This window comes from Mesorhizobium sp. ISC15 (assembly GCF_037162615.1).
Taxonomy (GTDB): domain Bacteria; phylum Pseudomonadota; class Alphaproteobacteria; order Rhizobiales; family Rhizobiaceae; genus Mesorhizobium; species Mesorhizobium mediterraneum.
In genome coordinates this window covers 915845-938770 of the sequence record NZ_JAVSPX010000001.1, presented here as the reverse complement: position 1 = coordinate 938770, position 22926 = coordinate 915845, and the positions used below count along the sequence as shown (strand labels likewise).

23 protein-coding genes are annotated in these 22926 nt (G+C 63.9%); 13 read left to right on the top strand and 10 right to left on the bottom strand.

The window, feature by feature from the left end:
* Positions 1-39 precede the first annotated feature (39 nt).
* The 7 genes from RPG13_RS04675 to RPG13_RS04645 form a co-directional block, all read right to left on the bottom strand.
* A complete protein-coding gene (locus tag RPG13_RS04675; protein WP_095484992.1) occupies positions 40-843 on the bottom strand; it encodes an ABC transporter permease in 804 nt (267 codons plus the stop codon).
* Positions 840-1682: an ABC transporter permease gene (locus RPG13_RS04670; RefSeq protein ID WP_095484993.1), complete on the bottom strand. Its 843-nt coding sequence runs from the start codon at positions 1680-1682 to the stop codon at positions 840-842. The genes RPG13_RS04675 and RPG13_RS04670 overlap by 4 nt, the downstream gene beginning before the upstream one ends.
* Before the next feature lie 70 nt (positions 1683-1752).
* Complete coding sequence (locus RPG13_RS04665) at positions 1753-2859, bottom strand: ABC transporter substrate-binding protein (RefSeq protein ID WP_095484994.1); 1107 nt, start codon at positions 2857-2859, stop codon at positions 1753-1755.
* A gap of 96 nt (positions 2860-2955) precedes the next feature.
* Entirely contained in the window at positions 2956-4035 is a 1080-nt protein-coding gene (locus tag RPG13_RS04660; RefSeq protein ID WP_095484995.1) for a LacI family DNA-binding transcriptional regulator, read from the bottom strand.
* A gap of 286 nt (positions 4036-4321) precedes the next feature.
* Positions 4322-6277: a Fe(3+)-hydroxamate ABC transporter permease FhuB gene (fhuB, locus tag RPG13_RS04655; protein ID WP_337124499.1), complete on the bottom strand. Its 1956-nt coding sequence runs from the start codon at positions 6275-6277 to the stop codon at positions 4322-4324.
* Between the two features lie 53 nt (positions 6278-6330).
* Entirely contained in the window at positions 6331-7212 is an 882-nt protein-coding gene (locus RPG13_RS04650) for an ABC transporter substrate-binding protein (RefSeq protein WP_337124498.1), read from the bottom strand.
* Between the two features lie 7 nt (positions 7213-7219).
* On the bottom strand, positions 7220-9379 hold the full coding sequence (locus tag RPG13_RS04645) for a TonB-dependent siderophore receptor (protein WP_337124497.1): 2160 nt from the start codon (positions 9377-9379) through the stop codon (positions 7220-7222).
* Between the two features lie 231 nt (positions 9380-9610).
* Between RPG13_RS04645 and RPG13_RS04640 the strand changes: the two genes are divergently transcribed.
* From RPG13_RS04640 to arsK, 12 genes are all read left to right on the top strand, one after another.
* Positions 9611-10402: an ATP-binding cassette domain-containing protein gene (locus tag RPG13_RS04640; protein ID WP_164547083.1), complete on the top strand. Its 792-nt coding sequence runs from the start codon at positions 9611-9613 to the stop codon at positions 10400-10402.
* Between the two features lie 28 nt (positions 10403-10430).
* Complete coding sequence (gene exbB, locus RPG13_RS04635; protein ID WP_337124496.1) at positions 10431-11393, top strand: tonB-system energizer ExbB; 963 nt, start codon at positions 10431-10433, stop codon at positions 11391-11393.
* A gap of 15 nt (positions 11394-11408) precedes the next feature.
* The gene (exbD, locus tag RPG13_RS04630; RefSeq protein WP_292713687.1) at positions 11409-11867 is read left to right on the top strand and encodes a TonB system transport protein ExbD; all 459 of its coding nucleotides are present in this window, start codon (positions 11409-11411) and stop codon (positions 11865-11867) included.
* Complete coding sequence (locus tag RPG13_RS04625; protein WP_095485000.1) at positions 11867-12841, top strand: energy transducer TonB; 975 nt, start codon at positions 11867-11869, stop codon at positions 12839-12841. Before exbD ends, RPG13_RS04625 begins: the two co-directional genes overlap by 1 nt.
* Positions 12842-12992: 151 nt before the next feature.
* Positions 12993-13325 carry an ArsR/SmtB family transcription factor gene (locus tag RPG13_RS04620; protein WP_292625124.1) on the top strand — a complete coding sequence of 111 codons (333 nt, stop codon included), beginning with the start codon at positions 12993-12995 and terminating at the stop codon, positions 13323-13325.
* Positions 13326-13334: 9 nt separating this feature from the next.
* Complete coding sequence (locus tag RPG13_RS04615) at positions 13335-13841, top strand: arsenate reductase ArsC (protein WP_095485002.1); 507 nt, start codon at positions 13335-13337, stop codon at positions 13839-13841.
* Positions 13842-13843: 2 nt separating this feature from the next.
* Complete coding sequence (locus RPG13_RS04610) at positions 13844-14533, top strand: aquaporin (RefSeq protein ID WP_292713685.1); 690 nt, start codon at positions 13844-13846, stop codon at positions 14531-14533.
* Positions 14530-14952, top strand: coding sequence for an arsenate reductase (glutaredoxin) (arsC, locus tag RPG13_RS04605; RefSeq protein WP_095485004.1), 423 nt, complete (start codon positions 14530-14532; stop codon positions 14950-14952). Before RPG13_RS04610 ends, arsC begins: the two co-directional genes overlap by 4 nt.
* A gap of 19 nt (positions 14953-14971) precedes the next feature.
* Positions 14972-15673 carry an arsenical resistance protein ArsH gene (arsH, locus tag RPG13_RS04600; RefSeq protein ID WP_441338303.1) on the top strand — a complete coding sequence of 234 codons (702 nt, stop codon included), beginning with the start codon at positions 14972-14974 and terminating at the stop codon, positions 15671-15673.
* Between the two features lie 149 nt (positions 15674-15822).
* Positions 15823-16143: an ArsR/SmtB family transcription factor gene (locus RPG13_RS04595; RefSeq protein ID WP_095485005.1), complete on the top strand. Its 321-nt coding sequence runs from the start codon at positions 15823-15825 to the stop codon at positions 16141-16143.
* A 50-nt stretch (positions 16144-16193) separates the two neighbouring features.
* Positions 16194-17633: an NAD(P)-binding domain-containing protein gene (locus RPG13_RS04590; protein ID WP_292222572.1), complete on the top strand. Its 1440-nt coding sequence runs from the start codon at positions 16194-16196 to the stop codon at positions 17631-17633.
* Positions 17630-18865: an arsenite efflux MFS transporter ArsK gene (arsK, locus tag RPG13_RS04585; protein ID WP_337124495.1), complete on the top strand. Its 1236-nt coding sequence runs from the start codon at positions 17630-17632 to the stop codon at positions 18863-18865. Before RPG13_RS04590 ends, arsK begins: the two co-directional genes overlap by 4 nt.
* 2 nt (positions 18866-18867) lie before the next feature.
* Here arsK and RPG13_RS04580 read toward each other — a convergent pair whose 3' ends face one another.
* Genes RPG13_RS04580 through choX form a run of 3 tightly spaced genes read right to left on the bottom strand, consistent with a single transcriptional unit; the run spans position 18868 to position 22057 of the window.
* Entirely contained in the window at positions 18868-20310 is a 1443-nt protein-coding gene (locus RPG13_RS04580) for an amidase (protein ID WP_337124494.1), read from the bottom strand.
* Positions 20307-21146, bottom strand: a complete 840-nt coding sequence (locus RPG13_RS04575; protein WP_337124493.1) for an alpha/beta fold hydrolase — start codon at positions 21144-21146, stop codon at positions 20307-20309. The genes RPG13_RS04580 and RPG13_RS04575 overlap by 4 nt, the downstream gene beginning before the upstream one ends.
* Positions 21143-22057, bottom strand: coding sequence for a choline ABC transporter substrate-binding protein (gene choX, locus RPG13_RS04570; RefSeq protein ID WP_442921383.1), 915 nt, complete (start codon positions 22055-22057; stop codon positions 21143-21145). The genes RPG13_RS04575 and choX overlap by 4 nt, the downstream gene beginning before the upstream one ends.
* 129 nt (positions 22058-22186) lie before the next feature.
* Between choX and betI the strand changes: the two genes are divergently transcribed.
* Complete coding sequence (betI, locus tag RPG13_RS04565; RefSeq protein ID WP_337124491.1) at positions 22187-22807, top strand: choline-binding transcriptional repressor BetI; 621 nt, start codon at positions 22187-22189, stop codon at positions 22805-22807.
* The last annotated feature ends 119 nt before the right edge of the window (positions 22808-22926 follow it).

The window sequence follows — 22926 nt, the reverse complement described above, 5'->3', positions numbered from 1 at the left end:
TATTCCTTTCCTTTCGATCTGTTTCCGAGGTGTTTGAATTTAGAATTTCCGTTGCCGTTGCCTGCGTTCGATCAGCGCTCGTGCGACCAGCGCCAGCACGGTGACGACGAGCAGGACGGTGGCGATCGCCGCCAGCGCCGGGTCGACGGCATCCTGGATGCTCGTCCAGATGCGGCGCGGCAGCGTGACGACGGCGCGTCCGGTGATGAACAGCGTCACCGTGATCTCGTCCCAGGACGCGACAAAGGCGAGCAGGGCGCCGGCGGCAACGCCGGGAACGATATTCGGCAGGATCACCTTGCCGAACACGGTCATCGGCCTGGCGCCGAGGCTTCTCGCCGCCTGCACCAGCCGCTGGTCGAGGTTGGAGAGCGACGCGCCGATGGCCAGCACGGTCAGCGGCAGGGCCAGCACGACATGCACCAGGACGACGCCGGTGTAGCTGTCGAGCAGCGACAGCCGCGCCCAGAGCTTGACCATGCCGACCGCGTAGATGATCGGCGGCACGATCATCGGCGACAGCAGGAGGATGCGCATCAGGGACGGCCACCAGCCGCCCGCCGCCCAGGCGCCGACGGCGAAGGCGACGCCGAGAGCCGTGGCGATCGCGGCGCAGGCCAGCGCGATGCCGGCGCTGGTCAGCATGCTTGGCAGCCAGCCCTTGCTCCAGTCGGTCAGTGCCGCGAAATGCTCCATCGAAATGCCGTCCTGCGGCAGCGACAGGTAATCGCGGTCGGTGAGCGCGACCGGGATCACCACCAGGATCGGAACGAACAGGAAGCCGAGCAGGCACCAGGCGAGCAGGCGCGGCAGGCCGACTTCTATGATGCGCCGAAGCCTCATTGCTGCGGCCTCGCGACGAAGGCGGCGCGCAGCGCCGGGCTGCGCATGGCAGCGAAGACAATAATGCCGACCACCAGAAGCAGCATCGTCGACAGCGATGTTGCCAGATCCCAGCGCGAGGTGCTCGATATCTGAACCGAGATGTATTCGGCGATCATCAGGGTTTTGCCGGCGCCGAGCAGAGCAGGCGTGACCAGGAAGCCGAGTGAGAAGACGAAGACGAACAGAGTCGCAAGCGCGATGCCGGGCAGGCTGAGCGGCAGCCAGACGCGCCAGAAGATCGTGGCCGGGCGTGCGCCTAGCGAGCGCGCCGCCTGCATGATACGGCGGTCGATGTCCGACAAATTGGCATAGAGCAGCAGGATGGCGAACGGCATCATGTAGTGCACCATGCCGATGGTGACGCCGAAGAGATTATAGACGAGGTCGAGCGGGCTCGAGATGACGCCCATCTCCATCAAAGCGCTGTTGAGAACGCCGCGCCGGCGCAAGATGGTGATCCAGGAAAATGCCCTGACCAGCACCGATATCCAGAACGGCACCAGCACCAGGAACAGCGAGATGCGGCGCCAGCCTGCCGACATATGGATGATGGCGAAGGCGACGACGTAACTCGCCAGCACGGTCAGCACCGTCGTCATCAGAGACACTTTGAGCGTCGTCATGACGACGCGGCCCACGGCTGCGTTGGCGAACAGGCTCTGGTAGTTGGCAAGGCCGAACTTCGGCTCGGTCAGGCTCAATGCCAGAACCTGCAGGATCGGCGCTGCATAGAGGCCGATCGCCACCAGGCTGGCGGGAACGGTCAGCAGCAGAGCTGTTGTCTTGAAATTGCGCATCGGATCAAATTCGCATCGGATGAGGGGCCGCCGCCTTGCCGGCGGCAGCCCTTCCCTGTTGGCTCGTCAATCAGCTCGAGATGAAATCCAGATACTTGTTCTGGAGCTCGGTCTCGTGTTCCGCGTAATAGGCGGGGTTGAGCATGATCTGCGAGGCCGCGTTCTCCTTCGTCGTCGGGTTCACGGCGGCGTCCGCCGGCGTCATCAAGGCCAGGGTCTTGGGATTGGAAGGCCCGTTGCCCATGATCTGCAGCAGCACGAGCTGGCCTGCCGGATCGAGTGTCGAATTGATGAAATCGAACACTTTCTTGCCGGCGGGATTGCCCTTGGGAACCGACCATGCGCTGGCCGAAAGGATGTTCTGTTCCCAGATCCATTTGAACTTGTCGGGCGTCTCCTTGTTGAGCAGGTTGGCGCGGGTGTGCCAGATGTTGCCCATCACGACTTCGCCCTCGCGGAACAATTGCTGTGTCTGCGCGCCGCCTTCCCAGAAGATGATGTCGGCAAGCATCGGCTTCAGCTTCTTGAACGCCCGGTCGACATCGAGCGGATAAAGGTCGGCGGGCGCGACGCCGTCCGCCATGAGGACGAATTCGAGCTGGCCCTGGATCCATTTGCACATGGTGCGTTTGCCGGGGAATTTCGCCGTGTCGAAGAAGTCGGCCCAGCCGGTGGGTGCTGTGCCCTTGGTCGCCTCGGCGTCATAGGCGAGCACGTTCGAATAGACATAGTTCGAGACGCCGAACTCGCCGGCGAAATTCTCGGGCACCTGCGATTTGTCGACGATCGTGTAGTCGATCGGCTCGACCAGATTGCCCTTGCCCAGTGTCAGCGAGTCGATCATGCCGCCGTCGGTGGCGTCCCAGATGACCTTGCCGGACTCGACCATGGCCCTGATTGTTCCGACCGCTGGCCCGGCCCCGTCGATCACCACTTTCATGCCGCTCTTCTTGGTGAAGGGGTCGCCATAGGCCTTGGCGAAGGCGTCCGCCGCGGCACCGCCCCAGTTGCAGACGACGATTTCGGAGGCGTCGGCCTGGGCAACACCCGGCTTGAAGGCGGCCGCAAGTCCGAGGCCGCCGAGGGCAAAGAGGAAAGATCGGCGATCGATCTCACCGCGGTTGAATTTTTCCAGCGCGATCTGCGCCGCGTCTTGTGCGAAATGCGAGATTGTCATTTTTCATTCTCCCATTGTTGATGGTGACTGCATGTCTTCGCGGATTTAATCCGTCTCTGTTGTCTTTCTTGGCCATGATCTTTTCGGGATCATGGCCTAGATTCCCACTCTTGCCGGCGGTCGATTTTCCGCTGAGGCGTTTCCTGCCAGTTTCCAATGCGCCTTGCGCGGCGCGGCCACGGAGTGGCGCACGACAAGCTTCACCGCGACCGGCGCCACGTCCGGAATCTCGGCGCCGTTGATGTGGTCGATCAGCAGGCCAACCGCCCGGCGCCCGAATTCCTCGGCGGATTGGTGGATGGCCGTCAGCGGCGGATCGAGAAGATCGACATTGCGGATGTCGTCGAACCCGACCAGCGACAGCTCGGCCGGCACGGTGATGCCGAGCTTGCGGCAGCCTTGCAAAATCCCCAGCGCCAGCATGTCGGCGGAGGCGAAGATGGCGGTCGGCGGATTGTCGAGTGCGGCGAACTGCAGTATGGCACGCAGGCCTGACTGTTCGTCGTAGTCGCCGAAGAAGACGTGATCGGGATTCACCCTCAGGCCGCTATTCTTGAGACTGTCCTTGAAGGCGCCGAACCGTTCCCTGCTGCTGAGCAGCGCCGGCGGGCCGCCGACGAAGGCGATCGTCTCGTGCCCATGCGCCAGAAGATGATCGGTGGCAAGCTGGGCGCCGAGACGGTTATCGGCAAACAGTCGCGGCGCCATGGCGCCCGGAACATCCTCGTCGACCAGGACGACGTTGCTGCAGGCATTGATCTTCTCGACGAGCGCGCCATCGTCCGGATGGTTGGTCATCAGCAGGATGCCGTCCACCTGTGCGTCGTCGATGCGCGACAGGAAGGCCAGTTCCTTGGCGGCGATGTTGCGGCTGTTGAACATCACCAGGCTATAGCCGAGACGGCTCGCTTCCTCTTCCGCCGAACTCGCGATGGCGGCGAAAAATGGGTAGGAGATGTCGGAAACGATCAGGCCGATGGTTTCGCTGCGGCCTTTGCTGAGGCGTCGCGCGATGGCGTTGGGGCGATACTCCAGCTTCGCCACGGCGGCTCTGATGCGCTCGCTGGTTTCCGCGGGCAGCTTGATACGGCCGTTCAGGTGACGTGACACGGTGGTGACCGAGACGCCGGCCGCGTGCGCCACATTCCTGATCGTCGATGCAGCGGGCTTTTTCATCGGAGGCTCGGCCACATTCCTTCAACAGTGCAAACGTCTGCGGCCCTCATATCGACTTCTCCCAACAGCCGAGAGTTCAGCATAGGCAACAGGGTTTGTAAACCGCTTTACTAAACCGGTTTCGTGAATTTGCGATCTGTCTTCGGAAACATAGGGTGGTGCCGCCACTAAAATTCGCGGCAGGGCGTGGTCGTGTGCTGATCCCTAACGGAGCCGGCTAACAGTGGGATCTTCCGACGCTATCTGGCCGCCAGCCGGTAGCGCTTGACGGTGCGAAGGCCAGCGCTCATTGCCGGCCTTTCCACATCAGCACCATGAAATAAGGCCCTCCGACCAGGGCAGCCAGCAGGCCCGCCGGAATCTGCCATGGGAAAATGAGCGTCCGGCCGGCCCAGTCGGCCAAAACAAGGATCATCCCGCCAACGATCGCGGATGCGAAAAGCGGCGGCAAGGCGCGTTGGAAGCCGAGCATGCGGGCCAGGTGCGGCGCCATCAATCCGACGAAGCTCAGCGGTCCGATGACAAGCGTGGCTACTGTCGTCGGCACCGCAATAAGCACCAGGAGGATGACCCGAACGCGAAAGAGGCTAAGCCCGAGCCCGCGCGAGGCGGCTTCTCCAAGCGGCAGGATTTCCAGCCAGCGGATTGTGAGGGGCACGACGGCCAGCAGAGCAATTGCCGTCACAGCTGCGATTGTGGCATCGGCGGCGGTGGCCCGGTAGGTGGAGCCGGATAGCCAGCCGATGAGCGTATCGAGCCGAGGATCGCCGCTGGCGAGCAGCACCGCCGAGAATGCCGATGCCATCGTCGCCACGGCGACACCGGAAAGCAGCAGCCGATCATTCGCGATGGGTTGCCGGCGGCCGGTCTGCGAAATCATCGCCAGGCTGGCCAGAGCCCCGACGAGACCGGCCGCGATCATTGCCGGGCGGCTGACATCAGAAGTCGCGGAGAAGAGCAGCAGGATGCCTAGCGAGGCGCCGCCGGAAACACCCAGCACCTCGGGCGCCGCCATCGGATTGCCGGTCATCCTCTGCATCAGCGTGCCGGCCACGCCCAGCATCATGCCAGCGGAAACTGCGACGGCGATGCGAGGCGCCCTGAGCGGCAGGAGGTCGGCAAGTTCGGCGGCCGAGGCCACGTGCCAGCCGGCCGCGCCTCGCCCGACAACAAGCGCGGCGCAGAGAAGAAGCGCCATCGCGAGGAGGCCGGCCAGCAGATAGACCCACCCGCTTCGCCTGCGCACGGAAGACAGCATGGCGCCGTCCCGATCCGGGCTGGTGCGCAATTTCGGCAGGAGAAGAAACAGCAGCGGCGCACCGAGGAAAGCAGTCGCCACGCCTGCCGGGATTTCGGAGGTGAACGGCACGACCTGCACCAGCCGGTCGGTCAGCCACAACAGCGCGGCGCCCGCTAGGGGCGCCCAGATCATGCGCTGGCGCAAGGTCCGTGCGCCGGCGAGCCTGACCAGCGCCGGCGCCGCAAGCGCCACGAAGCTGATGACGCCGACGGCTGCGACCACCATGCTGCTCAGCGCGACGGCGACAGTCATCCCGGCCAGCCGTGTCACCACGGGTTTCGTGCCGAGGCTTTCCGCACCCTCGTCGCTCAGGTCCAGAAGCCGTAGCGGCCGGAGCAGAACGAAGGCAGCAATGCCGGCCACCGCGAGCCATGGCGCGTCGCCGAGCACCACGGCGTCGCCGTTCTGGATCAGCGAACCGCTCTGCCAGATGAAAAGCTCCTCGGAATATTCGCGATTGGCTGCCATCAGCAGAGCGCTCGCCGAACTGCATGTCAGGCTGACCACCAGGCCGGAAATGATGATCGCGACCGGCGAGAAACTCCGGCCCTGAGCCAGCGCCAAAACCGCCAGCGTCGACAGGGCGCCGCCGGCGAGCGCCACCCATTCGCGACCTTGCTCCAGCATCCACGGCGCGTAGAGCGTGGCGATCGTCAGGGCGACGGTCGCGCCTGCATTGGTGCCGATGGTCGTCGGCTCGGCGAGCGGATTGCGCAGCACCTGCTGGAGCAGCGTGCCGGTCAGGCCGAGCGCCGCGCCGGCCAGCAGGCTGATCGCCAGACGCGGCAGAAAGGCATGGCGGTAAAGCAGCTGCCGCGGATCGGCAAAGTCCGTCGCCCCGAGCGACTGCCACCACATGTCGGCGGGCAACAGGCGCAAAAGCCCGGCTGCGGTGAGATATGCCGCGAGCACCGCCGGCACGCCGACGAGGGCGACGAGCATCCAGCCGCCTGCCACGAAACGAGCACGAGGGCCGGCCGTGGACTGCATGACGGTCATGCCCGGACCAGCAAATTTGCAAAACGGGCAGCGGCGGCAAGTCCGCCAAACGGCCATACCGGCGGGATTGTCCTTACGTTGCCGGCTTTGACGCAGGGAAGATTCGCCCAGAGGCTGCTTTGGTCGATCCTGATCTTCACATGCGGCGGGATCGGATCGAGGGAAATCACGCGAGCCTCGCCGATCGCAACCAGCTCTTCGATGCCCAGCATGGAAAACCCCCAACCATCGGTCGGCGCCGTCCAGGCATTGGTGAGGCTCAGCCTGTCGAGCACGTCCTGGAACAGACCGCCCTTGCCGTAAACACGGACGTGGCGGTCGTCGAACATGCTGACCACAGCGAGCGGCTGCTTTGCCCGTCCTGCCAATTGTGCCCTGATCTGGGCGATTGCCGCCGCCGTCTCCTGGATAAGCCGCTGCGCCTCAGCCTCGCGGCCGAGCTGCGAGCCAAGCTTCAGCGTTTCAGTTTCGGCCTGGCGATAAGGCGCTTCGGCACCGTCGTAGAAGGGCACGGTGTGCACTGGCGCGATCCGCTTGAACGGAGCTTCGTCGAGCCCGAAGCCATAGGCGCCGGTGATCAGGTCGGGCTTGAGTTCCAGGAGCAGCTCGAGATTGGGCTCGCCGCGCGAGCCGAGATCGATGCAGCCGGCGGGAAGAGCCGGACCCACGACCCAGTCGCGGTAACCCTTGACGTCGGCGACCGCGACTGGCCCGATGCCGAGCGAGATGACCATCTCGGCCGAGGTCCATTCGAGGCAGGCGATCCGCGGCGGCGGTGCCGCACGCGCCAGATCGCCGCGCAGACCGAGGCTCGTCGCGGCCAGGCCGGCAAGGCATCGGCGCCGCGTCAGGGGTGCCAATTGGGTCCGGGCCTGCACGCGAGGGTCACCATGTGTACTTCACCGAGCCCTTGATCCGGCGCCCCTCGCCATAAAAGCAGCCGAAGCTTTCTGCGAAGCAGGAGGCGACATAGCGCTTGTCGAACAGATTGCTGACATTGAGGTTCAGCTCGGCGCTCTGCCATTTGTAGTGGAGCGCGGCATCGACGAGCGTGACGGCCGGCACCTTGAACGTATTGGCGTCGTCGCCGTAGGTCGAGCCGACATAGCGGATGCCGGCGCCGAGCCCGAGGCCCTCCAGCCTGCCGCTGCCGACAGTGTAGTTCGCCCACAGCGAGGCCGCGTGTGTCGGCACGCCGAAAGGCGTGTTGCCCTGGTTGCTCGTTCCATCCCCGTTGATGCTGGTCGGACTGGTGATCTCGGTGTCGAGATAGGTGTAGGCCGCCCTGAGGTCGAAGCCGGAATCAAGGCTCGCAACGCCTTCCAGCTCGATGCCGCGCGAGCGGATCTCGCCGGTCTGGAAGATGTCGTCGGGTCGGCCAACGCCGCCATAGCGCACGACATTCTGCCGAGTCAGGTCGAAGGCCGAAACGGTGACGAAGGAGTTCCAGCCGACCGGCTGATATTTCAGGCCGATTTCGTACTGCTTGCCGGTTTCGGGGACGAGGGGATTGCCGTTGCTGTCGGGGCCGGACACCGGCTGGAACGATTCGGAATAGCTGACATAAGGGGCAAGGCCGTTGTCGGCGAGATAAAGCAGGCCGGCGCGGCTGGTGAAGGCGTTGTCCTTCTGGCGGGGATCGAAAGCGCCGGCCAGATTGTCGTAGACTTTCGAGTCCGCCCAGTCCTGGCGTCCGCCGAGCGTCAGCCGCCAGTTGCCCAGCTTGATCTGGTCCTGCGCATAGAGGCCGACCTGCGATTGAGTCGTGTCGGTGTCTGTATAGGGCGTCATTTCGCCGACCGGGTAGCCATAGACCGGGTCGAAAATATTGAAATCGTCGCCGATCATATCGTTGCTGGAGGCATCGTCGCGATAGGTGTAGCGCTTGTAGTCGAGGCCAATGAGCAGCGTGTGGGCGAGCGGCCCGGTATCGAAATCGGCTTGCGCTTGGTTGTCGATGGTCACGCCGCTGAGCCTGGTGCCGCCGGCATCGGCATAGCGGGAATAGTCGCCCTCATCATTCAGAAGCCCGCCTCCGAAGACGCCTTCCTCATAGTGCTTCAGATAAACATAGCGGGCATGCTGGCGAACCTGCCATGTCTCGTTGAAGCGGTGATCGAACTCGTAACCGATCGACGCCTGGTCATTGTTGTAGGTGTCGAAGTCCGGTTCGCCGACGAACATGCTGTTCGGCAGATATTTCCCGTCCTTACCCGGCCTGATCGTGCCGTATGCCGGTAGGTACTGCATCGCCCAGCCGGAGCGATCGCGCTGATAATTAGCGAGTATCGTCAGGCTGGTATCGGCATCCGGCTGCCAGGTCAGCGCCGGGGCGATGAAGATGCGGTCGTCCTTGACGAAATCTGTCTGGGTGTCGCCCATATGGGCGGCGCCGGTGAGGCGGAACAGCAGCGACTTGTCGGCGTTGACTGCGCCGCTGAAATCGAACTTTCCTTCATAGCGGTTGAAGCTCCCGGCGCCGAGCTCGACCTCGCGGAGGTTCTCCTCGGTCGGGCGTTTGCTGACGTAATTGATGATGCCGCCAGGACTTGCCTGGCCGTAAAGAACCGACGCCGGCCCGCGCAGGATTTCGTAGCGTTCGGCGCCGTAGGAATCGAGCGCGGTGAACAGCGTGAAATTGCTTTCTTTGAGCTGCAGCCCGTCCTTGTAGAAGACGCCGCTGGAGTTCGAAATGCCGCGCATCTGCAAGCCGTGGCCACGATTGTCGGTGCCGTAGAGATTGCCGCTGGCGCCTGGAGTATAACGCAGCGCGCTGTTCAGGCTGTCCACCGCCTGCGCTTCCATCTGGTCTCTGGTGACGACCGATATCGACTGCGGCGTCTCGATCAGCGGGGTGTCGGTCTTGGTGGCGGTGGAGCCCTGGGTGGCGACATAGCCGTCGACCGTTCCAAAGGCGCTTTCGACGCGTTCCTGGACATTGATCGGGTCGAGAGTGGTGGTCGCCTCCTGCGCGACGGCATGGCCGCCGCCAAGCAGCACAGGCAGCGACATCGCCGCGATCAGCAGGTTTCGGCGCGCAGGCATTTCATACCGGATTCTTCCGCGACCAGAACCACTCACCATCTCGGCCAGCCCTACTTTTTCGAATTTCGACGCAGATCCGGCGCGTCACGACATTTTGTTGACTCAAAAAGTCATCTTCATTGTTGACTAGTAAAGTCATGTTTCATAGTCAACCGGGCATCGGCGCCGAAAACCGGATTGCCGAAACCGATTTCGGAAATGCGCGCGCGAAGCCGAAGAGAGGCCAACACCGTGGCTGGAACACATGCCCAGACTGCCTTCCATGTCGATGCGGTGCGCTTTGCTGTCGGCGAGCGGACGCTGCTCGGTCCTGTCACACTCGAGCTGCAACGCTCGCGCGTCTATGGGCTGATCGGGCACAACGGCTCGGGCAAGTCGACGCTGATCAAGCTCTTGGCGCGCCAGCAGCCGGCAAGCTCGGGCGGCATCACCTTCGCGCAGCGGCCGCTGGTGCAGTGGGGCGCGCGCGAGCTCGCCCGCGCGCTCGCCTATCTGCCGCAGACGACGCCGGCGGCGACCGGTCTCACCGTGCGCGAATTGGCGACGCTCGGGCGCTATCCCTGGCATGGCGCGCTCGGCCGCTTCGGGCATGAGGACAGGCGCCATGTCGACGAGGCGCTTGTCCTGACCGACATGGCTGACTTCACCGACCGGCTGGTGGACGAATTGTCCGGCGGCGAGCGCCAGCGCGCATGGCTGGCCATGCTGGTGGCGCAAAATGCCGGCGTCATGCTGCTCGACGAGCCGATCTCGGCGCTCGACATCGCCCATCAGGTCGAGGTGCTGGGGCTGGTCAGGGCTCTTAGCCGCAAACGCGATCTGTGCGTCGTCGTGGTGCTGCACGATCCCAATATGGCGGCGCGCTACTGCGACGAACTGATCGCGCTGAAGGATGGCAGGCTGCTGACGCGCGGCACGCCGGACCAGATCATGCAGGGCGACGTGCTCAAAGGAATTTTCGGTGTCGAAATGGGTGTGTTCGCGCACCCCGTCACCGGCCAGCCCATCGGCTATGTGCAATGAGGCCACTGTGAGAATGAGGAAGAAGCCCTTGTCCAGACATGGTTTGTTCGCCGCGTTGGTCGCATCCGTCATCCTGTCGGCCGGCGGCACTGCCGCCCAGGAGCAACCGGGCACGGCCGCCCAGGAGCAACCGGGCGCGGCTCCGGCGATCGAGGCGCCCGCTCCCGCGCCGCCGGCGGAGGCCGCGCCAAACGCCGTCGTGCCGCAGGCGACGCAGCCCGGCGTGACCACGCCCACCCAGACCACACCCATCGAGACTGGTCCTTCGGCGGCGACGTCCCTGACCCTGCCGCATGATCTGTCGCCATGGGGCATGTTCATGGCAGCCGACATCGTCGTGAAAGCGGTGATGATCGGGCTGGCTTTCGCGTCCTTCGTCACCTGGACGATATGGCTGGCCAAATCGCTGGAGATCCTTGGCAGCAAGCTGCGCGCCCGCCGCGCGGCACAAGCGATCGGCAATGCCGCCACGCTGAACCAGGCCGGGCGCGCGCTTGGCCACAATGGTGGTCCTGGCGCCCTGCTGGTGCGGGCGGCGGAGGAAGAGGCAGCGCTTTCGGCCGGCTCGCTCGACCATGTGTCCGGCGACGGGCTGAAGGAACGGGTCACCTCGCGACTGTCGCGCATCGAGGCGGCGGCGGCGCGGCGCATGTCGCGCGGCACCGGCGTGCTGGCGACGATCGGCTCGACGGCGCCGTTTGTCGGCCTTTTCGGCACCGTCTGGGGCATCATGAACGCCTTCATCGGCATCTCGCAGGCGCAGACCACCAATCTCGCGGTCGTTGCCCCGGGCATTGCAGAGGCCTTGCTGGCCACCGCGATGGGCCTTGTCGCGGCGATCCCGGCGGTGGTCATCTACAACGTCTTTGCGCGATCGATAGCCGGCTACAGGCAGATCCTTGCCGATGCGTCGGCGGGGGTCGAACGGCTGGTCAGCCGGGATCTCGATTTCCGCACGGTCGCGCCGGCAAAGTCGATGGCCGCGGAATGAACACGGAGCGACGCCATGGCGGCTAGAATTCGAGAGAACATCGACGGCGATCTCGAGGAAAACCACGAGATCAACGTCACGCCGTTCATCGACGTGATCCTGGTCCTGCTGATCATCTTCATGGTCGCAGCACCGCTGGCGACGGTGGACGTCAATGTCGACCTGCCCGGCTCGACCGCGACGCCGGCTCCCCGGCCGGAGACGCCGCTGTTCCTGACGCTGAAAGATGATCTCAGCCTGGCAATCGGCAACGATACCGTGCCGCGTGAAACTTTCGCCGCCGCGCTTGTCGGCAGGACAAAGGGCGACAGGCAGACGCGCATCTTCCTGCGCGCCGACAAGGCGGTCGGCTATGGCGATCTGATGCAGGTGATGAACCTTTTGCGCGGCGCCAGCTATCTGAAGATCGCGCTGGTCGGTCTCGAGACGGCGCCCGGCGATGCCGCGGCGCCGCAAGACGGAACGGGCCAATAATGTCGCCGGCGGCCGCCCTGCCTATGGCCGATCAGCGCCGCTTCGGCATGCGTGAGATGGCATGGTGGGCGGGCGCGGCTGCGCTGGTTCTGGTGGCGCATGCCGCTATCGGCTATGCGATGCAGGGCTGGCGGCCGGCCGCGCCCGATGGCGGGCCGCCGCAGGCGCAGCTGATCGAATTGTCGCCGATGGCGTTCACGCCGGCCATGCCGGCCCCGATACCGGACGAGGTGACGCCCGATCAGCCGGATCCGGCCGAGGAGCCCGAGATAGCCGAAACGGAGCCTCCGCCCGAACCGCCCGTCGAGCAGGCAGAGCCGGTCGTCGAGCCGTCGGAAACCGCTCCGGCCGATGCAATCGAGCCCACCCCGCCGACCGTGGCGGAACGGGTCGACCAGCCGCCGCTCGAGGAGGTCGTGCCTGATATTGCCGAGGCCGTCACGCCGGACGTGGTCATTCCGCTGCCTCAGCCGAAACCGGTCGACAAACCCGTCGAGGCCAAGCCAAAGAAGCAGGCGAAGGTGAAGGAGCCGGCTGAGGTCAAGGCGAAGAAACCAGTCAAAGAGGCCAGACAGCGCCCGAAAAAGGAGAAAGCCGCACCGCCCCGGACAACGGCCAGTGTCGCTGCGAAGCCCGCAACCAGGGCGGCCGCACCGAAATCGGCCAAAGCGGCGGCCTCGAGACGCGGCGACTCATCCAAGTGGGACTCGCGCCTGGGTGCATGGATCAGGCGGCACACGGATTATCCGAGGGCGGCGAAAGCCCGGCGCGCGGAGGGTAGTCCGCAAGTCACCTTTACGGTCGACGGATCCGGCCGAGTCCTATCCGCCCGGCTGGCTCGTTCCTCCGGCGATGCCGACCTCGATCGTGCGGCGCTCAGCGCGCTGCAAGGTGCCAAAGTGCCGACGCCGCCGCCAGAACTCGGCTCGCGGATAAGTCGCACGGCGCCCTTCGTGTTCAACCTGCGCAACTAGGCAGCACGACCGAGGACCGGTTCTTCCGGATCCAGGTCGTCTTTGCCGGATGCGGACCATTGCAGTCCGCAAAGACGATTTTTGACTATCAATCGTCATCTGACTGTCATATTTTGGCGCTATACATCCATAATTCCGGATTCTAGGATACATGGACAAGAACACCGCTCTTCTCGCATTGGCAGCGCTTGGCCAGGACACCAGGCTCGCGGTGTTTCGCCTGCTGGTCCGGGCGGGCGCAGACGGCGTGCCGGCCGGCGAGATCGCCTCGCGCCTCGGCACGGTGCAGAACACCATGTCGGCGCATCTGAAGGTTCTCGACCATGCCGGCCTCGTGCGCGCAGAGCGCGACGGCCGGACAATCCGCTACGTCGCCGACATGACCGGCTTCCGCGATCTGCTTGCCTATCTCATGGAGGATTGCTGCAACGGTGCGCCGGAGCTCTGCCAGCCGGTCATCCAGGCGGTGACCTGCAACTGTTAGAAGGACGCCATGAGTGAGCCATACAACGTTCTTTTCCTGTGCACCGGCAATTCGGCAAGGTCGATCCTCGCCGAGGCGATTCTGAACCGTGTCGGCGCCGGCAAGTTCAGGGCCTATTCGGCCGGATCGCGCCCGAAGGGAGAGGTCCATCCCTACGCGCTCCAGCTTTTGAAAACCCTCAACCACGACACGTCCTTCGCCCGTTCGAAAGACTGGCAGGAATTCGCAGCTCCCGGTGCGCCCGAGATGAATTTCGTTTTCACCGTCTGCGACAACGCGGCCAATGAATCGTGCCCGGTCTGGCCGGGGCAGCCGATGACGGCGCATTGGGGCGTGCCCGACCCGGCCGCCGTGGACGGCACGGACGCCGAAAAGCACCTGGCCTTTGCCGAAGCCTACCGCATGCTCAACAATCGGATCTCGATCTTTGTCAGCCTGCCGATGAACACGATCGACAAGCTCGCCCTGCAGAAACGGCTGGATGAAATTGGCCGCGATCTGCCGAAAGTGGGCTAACCATGGCGGCTGACCTGCCCCGTCGCATTGTCGCGGAAGCGCTCGGCACGGCAATGCTAGTCGCGACGGTCGTCGGGTCCGGCATCATGGCCGACAGGCTGACGGATGATGCGGGTCTTGCCTTGCTCGGCAATACCTTGCCGACCGGAGCGATCCTGGTGGTGCTGATCACCATACTCGGACCGATTTCCGGGGCGCATTTCAATCCGGCAGTGACGCTGGTTTTTGCGCTGAGGCGCGAAATCGACGCGACCACGGCTTTGGCCTATATCGTGGCCCAGATTGTCGGCGGCGTCGCTGGAACGTTGCTGGCGCACGCCATGTTCGAACTGCCGATTTTTCAGATCTCCCAAACCGTGCGGACCGGAAACGGACAATGGATTGCCGAATTGGTGGCCGCCTTTGGTCTGGTCTTCACCATTCTTGCGGGCCTTCGCTTCCGTTCGGAGTCCATCCCTTGGCTCGTCGGGCTCTACATCACCGCGGCCTATTGGTTCACGGCTTCGACGTCGTTTGCCAATCCAGCGGTCGCCATTGCGCGGGCGGTTTCCAACACATTCGCGGGCATCCGGCCGATGGATTTGCCGGCGTTTATCGTCGCCGAACTTCTGGGCGCGCTGCTTGCCATCGCCTTGGCAGGATGGCTGCTCACCGAGCCTAAACCAATCAGACAGATGAGAGCCGCGAAATGACTATCACCATCTATCACAACCCCGACTGCGGCACCTCGCGCAACACGCTCGCCATCATCAGGCAGTCGGGTGAAGAGCCTGAGGTGATCGAGTATCTGAAGAACCCGCCGTCGCGCGAACGGCTGGTCGAGCTGATCGCGGCGATGGGGATGACGCCGCGCGAATTGCTGCGCGAGAAGGGCACGCCGTACGCCGAGCTCAATCTCGGCGATCCCAAATGGACCGACGACGAGATCGTCGATTTCATGCTGAAGCATCCGATCCTGATCAACCGGCCGATTGTCGTCACGCCGCTCGGCACCATGCTCGCACGGCCGTCCGAAGCGGTTCTCGACATCCTGCCCAACCCGGATATCGGGCCGTTCACCAAGGAAGACGGCGAAGTCGTCATCGACGAGCAGGGCAAGCGCGTTGCCTGACCAGATACCCGAAGATTCCTTGCCGAACGTGGACGAAGACCAGTTCCGGCCGATCGACCTGCAGGCGCTGCTCGACGTGCCGCGGTCGATCCACAAGCCTCGCGTGCTGATGCTCTACGGCTCGCTGCGCGAGCGGTCCTACTCCCGGCTGGCGACGGAGGAAGCCGCTCGCATCTTGCGTCGCCTGGGCGCCGAGGTGCGCATCTACAATCCCGCTGGCCTGCCGCTGCCGGATTCGACGTCGGCCGACCACGCCAAAGTCCAGGAGCTGCGAAACCTGTCGGTCTGGTCGGAAGCGCAGGTCTGGTGCTCGCCCGAGCGGCATGGCTCGATGACGGGAGTCATGAAGGCGCAGATCGATTGGCTGCCGCTCTCGGCTGGCGGCGTCAGGACGACGCAAGGCCGCACGCTCGCGGTGATGCAGGTTTCCGGCGGCTCGCAGAGCTTCAACGCCGTCAACCAGCTTCGTATCCTCGGCCGCTGGATGCGGATGGTCACCATCCCCAACCAGTCGTCGGTGGCCAAGGCTTTCAATGAGTTCGACGAGGCTGGCCGCATGAAGCCGTCACCGTACTATAACCGGATCGTCGATGTGATGGAGGAGCTGATGAAGTTCACGCTGCTCCTGCGTGATCGATCCGCCTATCTCACGGACCGTTATTCCGAGCGCGTCGAAAGCGCTGAAGAGGTTGCCAAACGGGTCAGTCAGCGGTCGATCTGAGGTGATTGCCGCTCTTCGGCGTCGTAGCCGGATGCAGGATTATCCTGATCGGTCTCACAAGCGATCGGGGTTGGATACCGGTATACGACTAATTCGAGAATTTTCGAAATAGGGTTGACGCCACGTATTTCCGGCGCTACCTTATTTCCATGAAACTCGAACAAGCAGCAAAACAGCTCGAGGCGCTCGGCAATCCAACGCGGCTCAACCTCTATCGCACGCTGGTGAGGGCAGGCGAAACCGGACGACCCGTCGGTTATCTGCAGGAAACCCTCGGCATCGCTGCGTCAACCCTGTCGCACCATCTGCACCGGCTTATCCTGACCGGCCTGGTCACCCAGGAGCGCCAGGCAACGACCTTGATCTGCCGTGCCAATTACCCCGTCATGAACGATCTGCTCGGCTTTCTTGCCGACGAATGTTGTGCCGACGCTGCATGCGGTCCGGCGGTCGGCGAGGCGGCTGCGTAACTCTTTTTTGGCCAATATTTCTATAGTCCTAGAAGCATAGAAGGTGCGTCATGGCTCCCAATAGTAATCTCCCGGTCGCCATCATCGGCGGCGGACCTGTCGGTCTGGCCGCAGCGGCCCAACTTGTCAGCCGCGGCCTTCCGGTCAGGGTTTACGAGGCGGGTTCCGCGGTCGGCTCGAACCTTCTGGATTGGGGCCATGTGCGGGTTTTCACGCCGTGGCGCTATTGTGTCGATGCGGTCGCCCGAAAACTTCTCGAGAGCCACGGATGGCAAATGCCGGAGCCCGAGGCATTCCCCACCGCCGATGAGATCGTCGACCAATATCTCGCGCCGCTCGCAAAGCTTTCCGAACTGGCGCCGTCGATCGAGACCAATGCCCGCGTTGTCGCCATTTCCCGGTGGGGAGCCGACAAGGTTCTGAGCAGAGCGCGAGAGACGCGGCCGTTCATGCTTCTGGTCGAAACGGGTGCGGGCACGCGTCGGGACAGCGCCCGTGCCGTCATCGACGCGTCCGGCACATGGCAGACGCCGAATCCGCTCGGTGCCAGCGGCTTGCCGGCCGAAGGTGAGAGGGAATTCGGAGATCGCATCGCCTACGGCATCCCGGATGTTCTCGGCCGCGACCGTCATCTCTATGCAGGCCGCACGACATTGGTGGTGGGCGCCGGCCATTCCGCCGCCAACGCCTTGCTGGAATTGGCGGAGCTCGCACAAACCGAGCCGGGCACCTCGGCATTATGGGTGACGCGCAGCACCGATCTTGTCCGCATCTATGGCGGCGGCGATGCCGACGCCCTGCCGGCGCGGGGCGAGCTTGGTTCCGATGTCCGGCATCTCGCTGAAAGCGGGCGCGTGCGGCTGGTGACTGGCTTTGCCACGGTTGCCATTCGCGAGGTCGACGGCCGTCTGGTGGTCAAAGGGCAGACAAAAGATGGATTGCGCACGCTCGGGCCCGTCGACCGGATCATCGCCGCGACCGGTCAGCGCCCCGACCTCGCCTTGACCCGCGAGCTTCGGCTGGACCTCGATCCGTGGCTCGAAGGCGTCAAGGCGCTGGGGCCGCTCATCGACCCCAATGAGCACTCCTGCGGCGATGTCCCGCCGCATGGTCACCGCGAGCTCAGCCATCCCGAGCCCGAGTTCTACACGGTCGGCGTCAAAAGCTATGGCCGAGCGCCGACGTTCCTGCTGCTGACAGGCTATGAGCAGGTCCGCTCGGTCGCCGCGGCGATCGCCGGCGACATGGAAGCGGCCGATGCCGTGCAGCTGGTGTTGCCCGAGACCGGCGTTTGCACGGTGCCGGTATCGCTTTCAAGCACGTCGTCCCAGGGCTGCTGCGGCGGACCAGCGCCGGCTGCTGTCGACGCCTGCTGTGTCGACGACGCCAAGGCAAAGGCGAGCGGCAAGTCTGGCTGCGGCTGCGGCAGCACGCAAGCGATCGCAGCAGTGCGCAGCGGCGATCTCGAGATTGCGGATGCCGCTCAATGAGCGACCGGAAGATCCCGGCTGCGGCACTCTGGGCGTTGGGGCTGACGCAGATCATCGGCTACGGCACGCTCTATTACAGCTTTAGCATCCTGGTGCCGTCGATCGCGCTCGAGTTCGCCTGGCCGGAACAATGGGTTTTCGGCGCCTTGTCGGCGTCGCTGCTGGTGGGTGGCCTGTTTGCCCCGACAGCCGGGCGCTGGGCCGATCGTTTCGGCGCCGGCCGGGTGATGACCTTTGGCTCGGCAGCCGCGGCGGCAGCGCTTGTCGCTTGCGCGCTAGCACCCGGTCGGGTGACCTTCGTTTTGGCGTTGATGGCCATGGAACTGGCGTCCGCGTTCGTGCTCTACAGCGCCGCTTTCGTGGCGATCGTCCAGGTCGGCGGAGCCAGGGCGCAGCGAAGCATCACCCATCTGACGCTGATCGCCGGCTTCGCCTCCACGCTGTTCTGGCCGCTGACGGCGGCACTGCACGAATACCTGACCTGGCGCGAGGTCTACCTGGTCTTTGCCGGCATCAATGTCGCCATCTGCCTGCCCATCCATGCCTGGCTGGCACGGCTGTCGCATCGGACAGATGAAAGTGCTTCACCGATACCTGCGGCCATTGGGCCGGCAGGCGGTGCGGTTGCCTCGCGCGACCGCAGCAGAGTGTTTCTGCTCATGCTTGGCGGCTTCGCGCTCGAGGGCTTCGTGCTGTCCTCGATCCTCGTTCACATGGTGCCGCTGACGACGGCGCTCGGGCTTGGCTCCGCCGGGCTCGTCGTCACCACGCTTTTCGGGCCGTCCCAGGTGGCGAGCCGGCTCATCAACATGCTGTTCGGCGGCCGGCTGGCGCAGACCTGGCTCGCGGTCATCGGCGCGACCTTGCTGCCGCTCGGCCTTGTCGTGCTGCTGGCGACGACACCATCGGTGCCTGGAGCCATCGCCTTCGTCATCCTGTTTGGATTGGGCTCGGGCCTCGCCAGCATCGTCGGCGGCACGCTGCCCCTGGAATTGTTCGGGCGGGAGCGTTACGGCGCCCGGCTCGGCTGGGTGACGGCGGCGCGTCAGTTCTCGTCGGCACTTGCACCATTTGCCCTCGCCATGGCGATGGCAGGCATGGGCGTCCAACCATCGCTCTGGCTGGCCGCAGCGGTCGGCATGCTCGGCATACTGGCTTTCTCGGCAATCATTCTGATCAGGCGGCAGCCTCTTGGGGCTGCGATCCCTCTTGTGAACGCCAATAGCAGCTGATCCTAACACTCCCCCGCCCAGATCGGCGGATACCGCGTCGGCCATTGCGTTACCTGCTCCAGCTCATGGGCAATGCGAAGCAGCCGGTGATCCTCATTCTGGCGGGCAACGAGCTGGATGCCGATCGGCACGCCGCCCTCGGACTGAAAGAGCGGAAGACTGGCGGCGGGCTGCCCGGTGACGTTGAAGATCTCGGTAAAGGGCGCGAATCCGTAGGCCCTGTTTGACCATTCCTCATAGTCGAAATGCGCGCCGTTGCCGTTGATTTCGCCCAGGCGGGGCGGCAATTCGGCCGTGGTCGGCGTCATGATCAGATCGAACCGATCGAATTTCCTCGCCATGGCGAGGGACGCCCGATGAGCGCACCCCTGCGCATCGAGGTAATCGGCCGCCGAGGATTGTTCGAAGCGCTCCAGCGCGTGGCGGCTCAGTCGCTCGATTTCATCGTTTCCCGGCATGCGGCCGATCTCACCGGCTCGTTCCCGGATGGTCAGACCGATCTCCGACATCCAAAGGATGCTCCAGCCGTCGCCGCAATCGGCCTCGGGTGGAAACGATGCTTCCTCCACCTCGTGCCCCAGCTCCTCGAGCAGCGCCATGGCTTCCAGAAAACGGGTCTTGATTTCGGGCGTGACATCAGTGCCATCGGCTCGCCGTCCCAAGCAGGCGATGCGCAGGCGTTCGCTCGGCGTGCGCAGCCAGTCGAGATAGGAGGGCACGGATCTGGACACGCGGTAAGGCGCCCCCAGTTCCGGGCCGGCGGTCATATCCAGCATGGCGGCGCTGTCGCGGACCGTGCGCGAAAGCACGTTTTCGGCATGGAGTCCGGCTCCGACCTCGCCGCGATAAGGGCCGACAGGATTAAGGGCGCGGGAAGGTTTTAGGCCGAACAAGCCGCAGCAGGCCGCCGGCACGCGGATCGATCCGCCGATATCGGAGCCATGCGCTACCGGCACCATGCCGCTTGCGACGGCGGCGGCAGCCCCGCCGCTTGACCCGCCAGCCGTGATCGTCAGATCCCAGGGATTGAGTGTCGACCCGCGGAAGGCCGGCTCGGTCACGAAGTCGTTGGCATATTCCGGCGTGTTCGTTTTTCCCAGGAAGACCAGGCCGGCCGTCCGCCATCGCCGAACGATCTCGCTATCGGGCTTGGGCGCGGCATCCCTGAAATAGGCGGAGGAATGCGTTGTCGGCCAGTCCGCCGTGTGGATACCGGTATCCTTTATGAGGAAAGGAACGCCGGCTAAGCGAGCGCTTCGATCCAGGCTCCTTGCGCTGGAGCGAGCGCCTTCGACATCGACCAGTGTCACTGCGTTGAGGACAGGATTGATCTTTGCGATAGCCTCGATTGCCGCCTCAACGACCTCGGCAGCGGACAGGTCGCCGGAGCGAACATGTTCGGACAGCGCAACGGCATCGAGCGCCGCATATTCCTGCAGCTTCATGGCTGGCTCATTTGCCTCGGCTCTTTGTGTGCCGGAAAATGTGCAGAGATCAGCTGGGCGATCAGGGCCGGATCCTCCCAGTGCGGGTTGTGGCCACAATCGGCGGCTTCGACGACTGCGGCGGTGCGAAAGGCTTCCACCAGCCGCTGCCGATGCATGCTGTCGAACAGCGGGTCGCGCCCGCCGTTTACGATCAACGTATCGACCTTGACGCTTCGCGCAGCCGCCGTGAGATCGGTGCGGCGCACCTGCTCCAGTATGGCGCGCCAGCGTGGCGCGGGCATGGTCGACGCCTCCGCCGCCGCCATTGCGAGGAAGTCGCGTGGAACATCCGCCTCGCAGGCGTGCCAATAGGCATAGAACGGGTCCGTCGGCGATATCGGGTCGCGCAGCGATTGCACCCCGACGACCATCGGATGGGCATCGGGGATTGCGGGCTGCAGCGTGCCCGCAAGCAGCACCAGTCCACCGGCCAAAGCCGGATGCCGTGCAACCATCTCGATCGCAATCATGCTGCCCAGAGAGTGGCCCACCAGAACCGGCTGCACGAGCTGCAGCCTGGCAATGAGTGCGGCAAGATCGTCGGCGAAATCGGCCGGCCCGAGGCCGCTCGTCCCGGCCTGCGAGGCGCCGTGCCCGCGCAGGTCCGGGATGATCAGGCGGCGGCCTTCCAGATAGGGCACGAGCAGGGAAAAACTGCGGCTCGTATCGGTAAAGCCGTGAATGAGGACAAGCGGCGGCTCGGCGCCGCCGATCTCGATATAGGCCATGGCGGTCCCGCCGATAGCGACACTTCGCTTGCGGCCGGCCCATCCCTCCTGCGTTACTGAGTTCACAGGCCGAGCTTTGCCTTCACGGCGTCGAGCGCCGGCTTGCCGTCGAAGGTGGTAACGCCTTGCAGCCAGGCGTCGAGCCTTGCCTCATTTTCCGATATTGCCTTCTGCGCGGCATCGAGCGGCGCCATGCCGTCATTGATCAGGTAGCCCATGCCGGTATTCTCGAAGTCGATGTCGAAGCTGAGGTTCCTCAAGAGCTGCGCTGCGTTCGGACAGGCTTCCAGATAGCCCTTGCGCACCTGGGTGCTGACGGTCGCCGCGCCAAAATTGGGTCCGTAGAATTTGTCGCCGCCGGTCAGATATTTGAAATCGTACATCGTGTTCATCGGATGCGGCGCCCACCCCTGGAAGACGATGAAGTTCTTTTCCTTTATCCGATATCCGACTTCCGACAACATGCCGGCTTCGCTCGACTCGACTACTTCCCATCCGTTCAGACCCAGGCTCGGGTCGGCGATGGCGTCCATCATCAACTGGTTCGATCCAGGTTCGATGCCGTACATCTTGTTTCCGAATTTGTCGGCGAACTTCTTGAGGTCGGCCACGTCCTTGACGCCTGCTTCCCAGACATAGGTTGGAACGGCAAATGTGTATTTGGCGCCTTCGAGATTGATGTGGACGGTCTCGACCGAGCTATCCTGCTTGTACGGCGCAAAATTTGCGGCCATGGCCGGGTCCCAATAGCCGAGGAAGACGTCGAGATCATTGTTCTTCAAAGCGGCATAGATGACGTCTATGCCAAGCAGGGTGCTCTGCGGCTTGTAGCCGAGAGCGTCGAACAGCACGGAAGCGACACCGGTGGTGAAGGCGAGATCGTTCCAGCCAGGCTCGGCCATGCGGACGGCTCCGCATTGTTCCGGTTCCGCGGCCTGGCTCACCTGCGGCGCAAGCGCCAGAACACACAAGGGCATGCTGAGAAGAAAGGTGCGAAGCATTTCGATATCTCCCGTGTTGACCATTTGGTCTGATTATTGTCCCACTGGTCAATTATTGATCTCGGTGGACTAGAATGTCAATATGCTTTTGCATCGGGAACAATCATGAAACTCACTCGCCTCAGCGACATCCGCCGCAAGGAGCTGCGTCAGGCAGCATTCGCCGTGCTTCAGCGGGAAGGCATAGCCGGCGCGACGATCGAAAAGGTCGCGGCGCAGGCCGGCGCGTCGAAGGGCATCGTCCTGCATTATTTTAGGGATAAGCGAGAGCTGTTCGAACACGCGATGCGCGAGTCGAATCTGGTGCTGCGTGATGCGGTGGTGGCGCGGCTGAAAGGCGCGCATACGCCTATGGAAAGGCTCGACGCCGTGATCGACGGCAATTTCGAGCTGCATTTCTTCCAGCCGTCGCTTTGTCATGCGTGGCTCTCACTATGTGCGGAGGTGCCGCGCGATGAAAAATTGAAGCGCATTCAGCGTGTGATCCACAGCCGGATGCGTTCGAATTTGCTGTCCGGCCTGCGTGGCCTTGTTGTCGAAGCTGACGCAAACGATATCGCTTTCGGCATCACCACGCTGATCGACGGGCTATGGCTGCGGCTTGGCCTGCAACCCGGCAGCGTTTCGCGCGACTACGCGCTGCGCCAGGTCAAGGACTATGTCGCCGCGCGGCTGGCAAGTTCCGAATTGCCGCCGGCCACGCGGCCTGCATCGGTTGGCGCCTAGAAGGCCAGCTAGCCGGCGCCTGATGGTTGCGCTCCATCCGCATTCGTCCAGCTTGTGCGCAACAGCGAGCGGTCGGCCATGCGCGCTCGACGGGCCGCGATGCGGTTGATAAGCCCTCT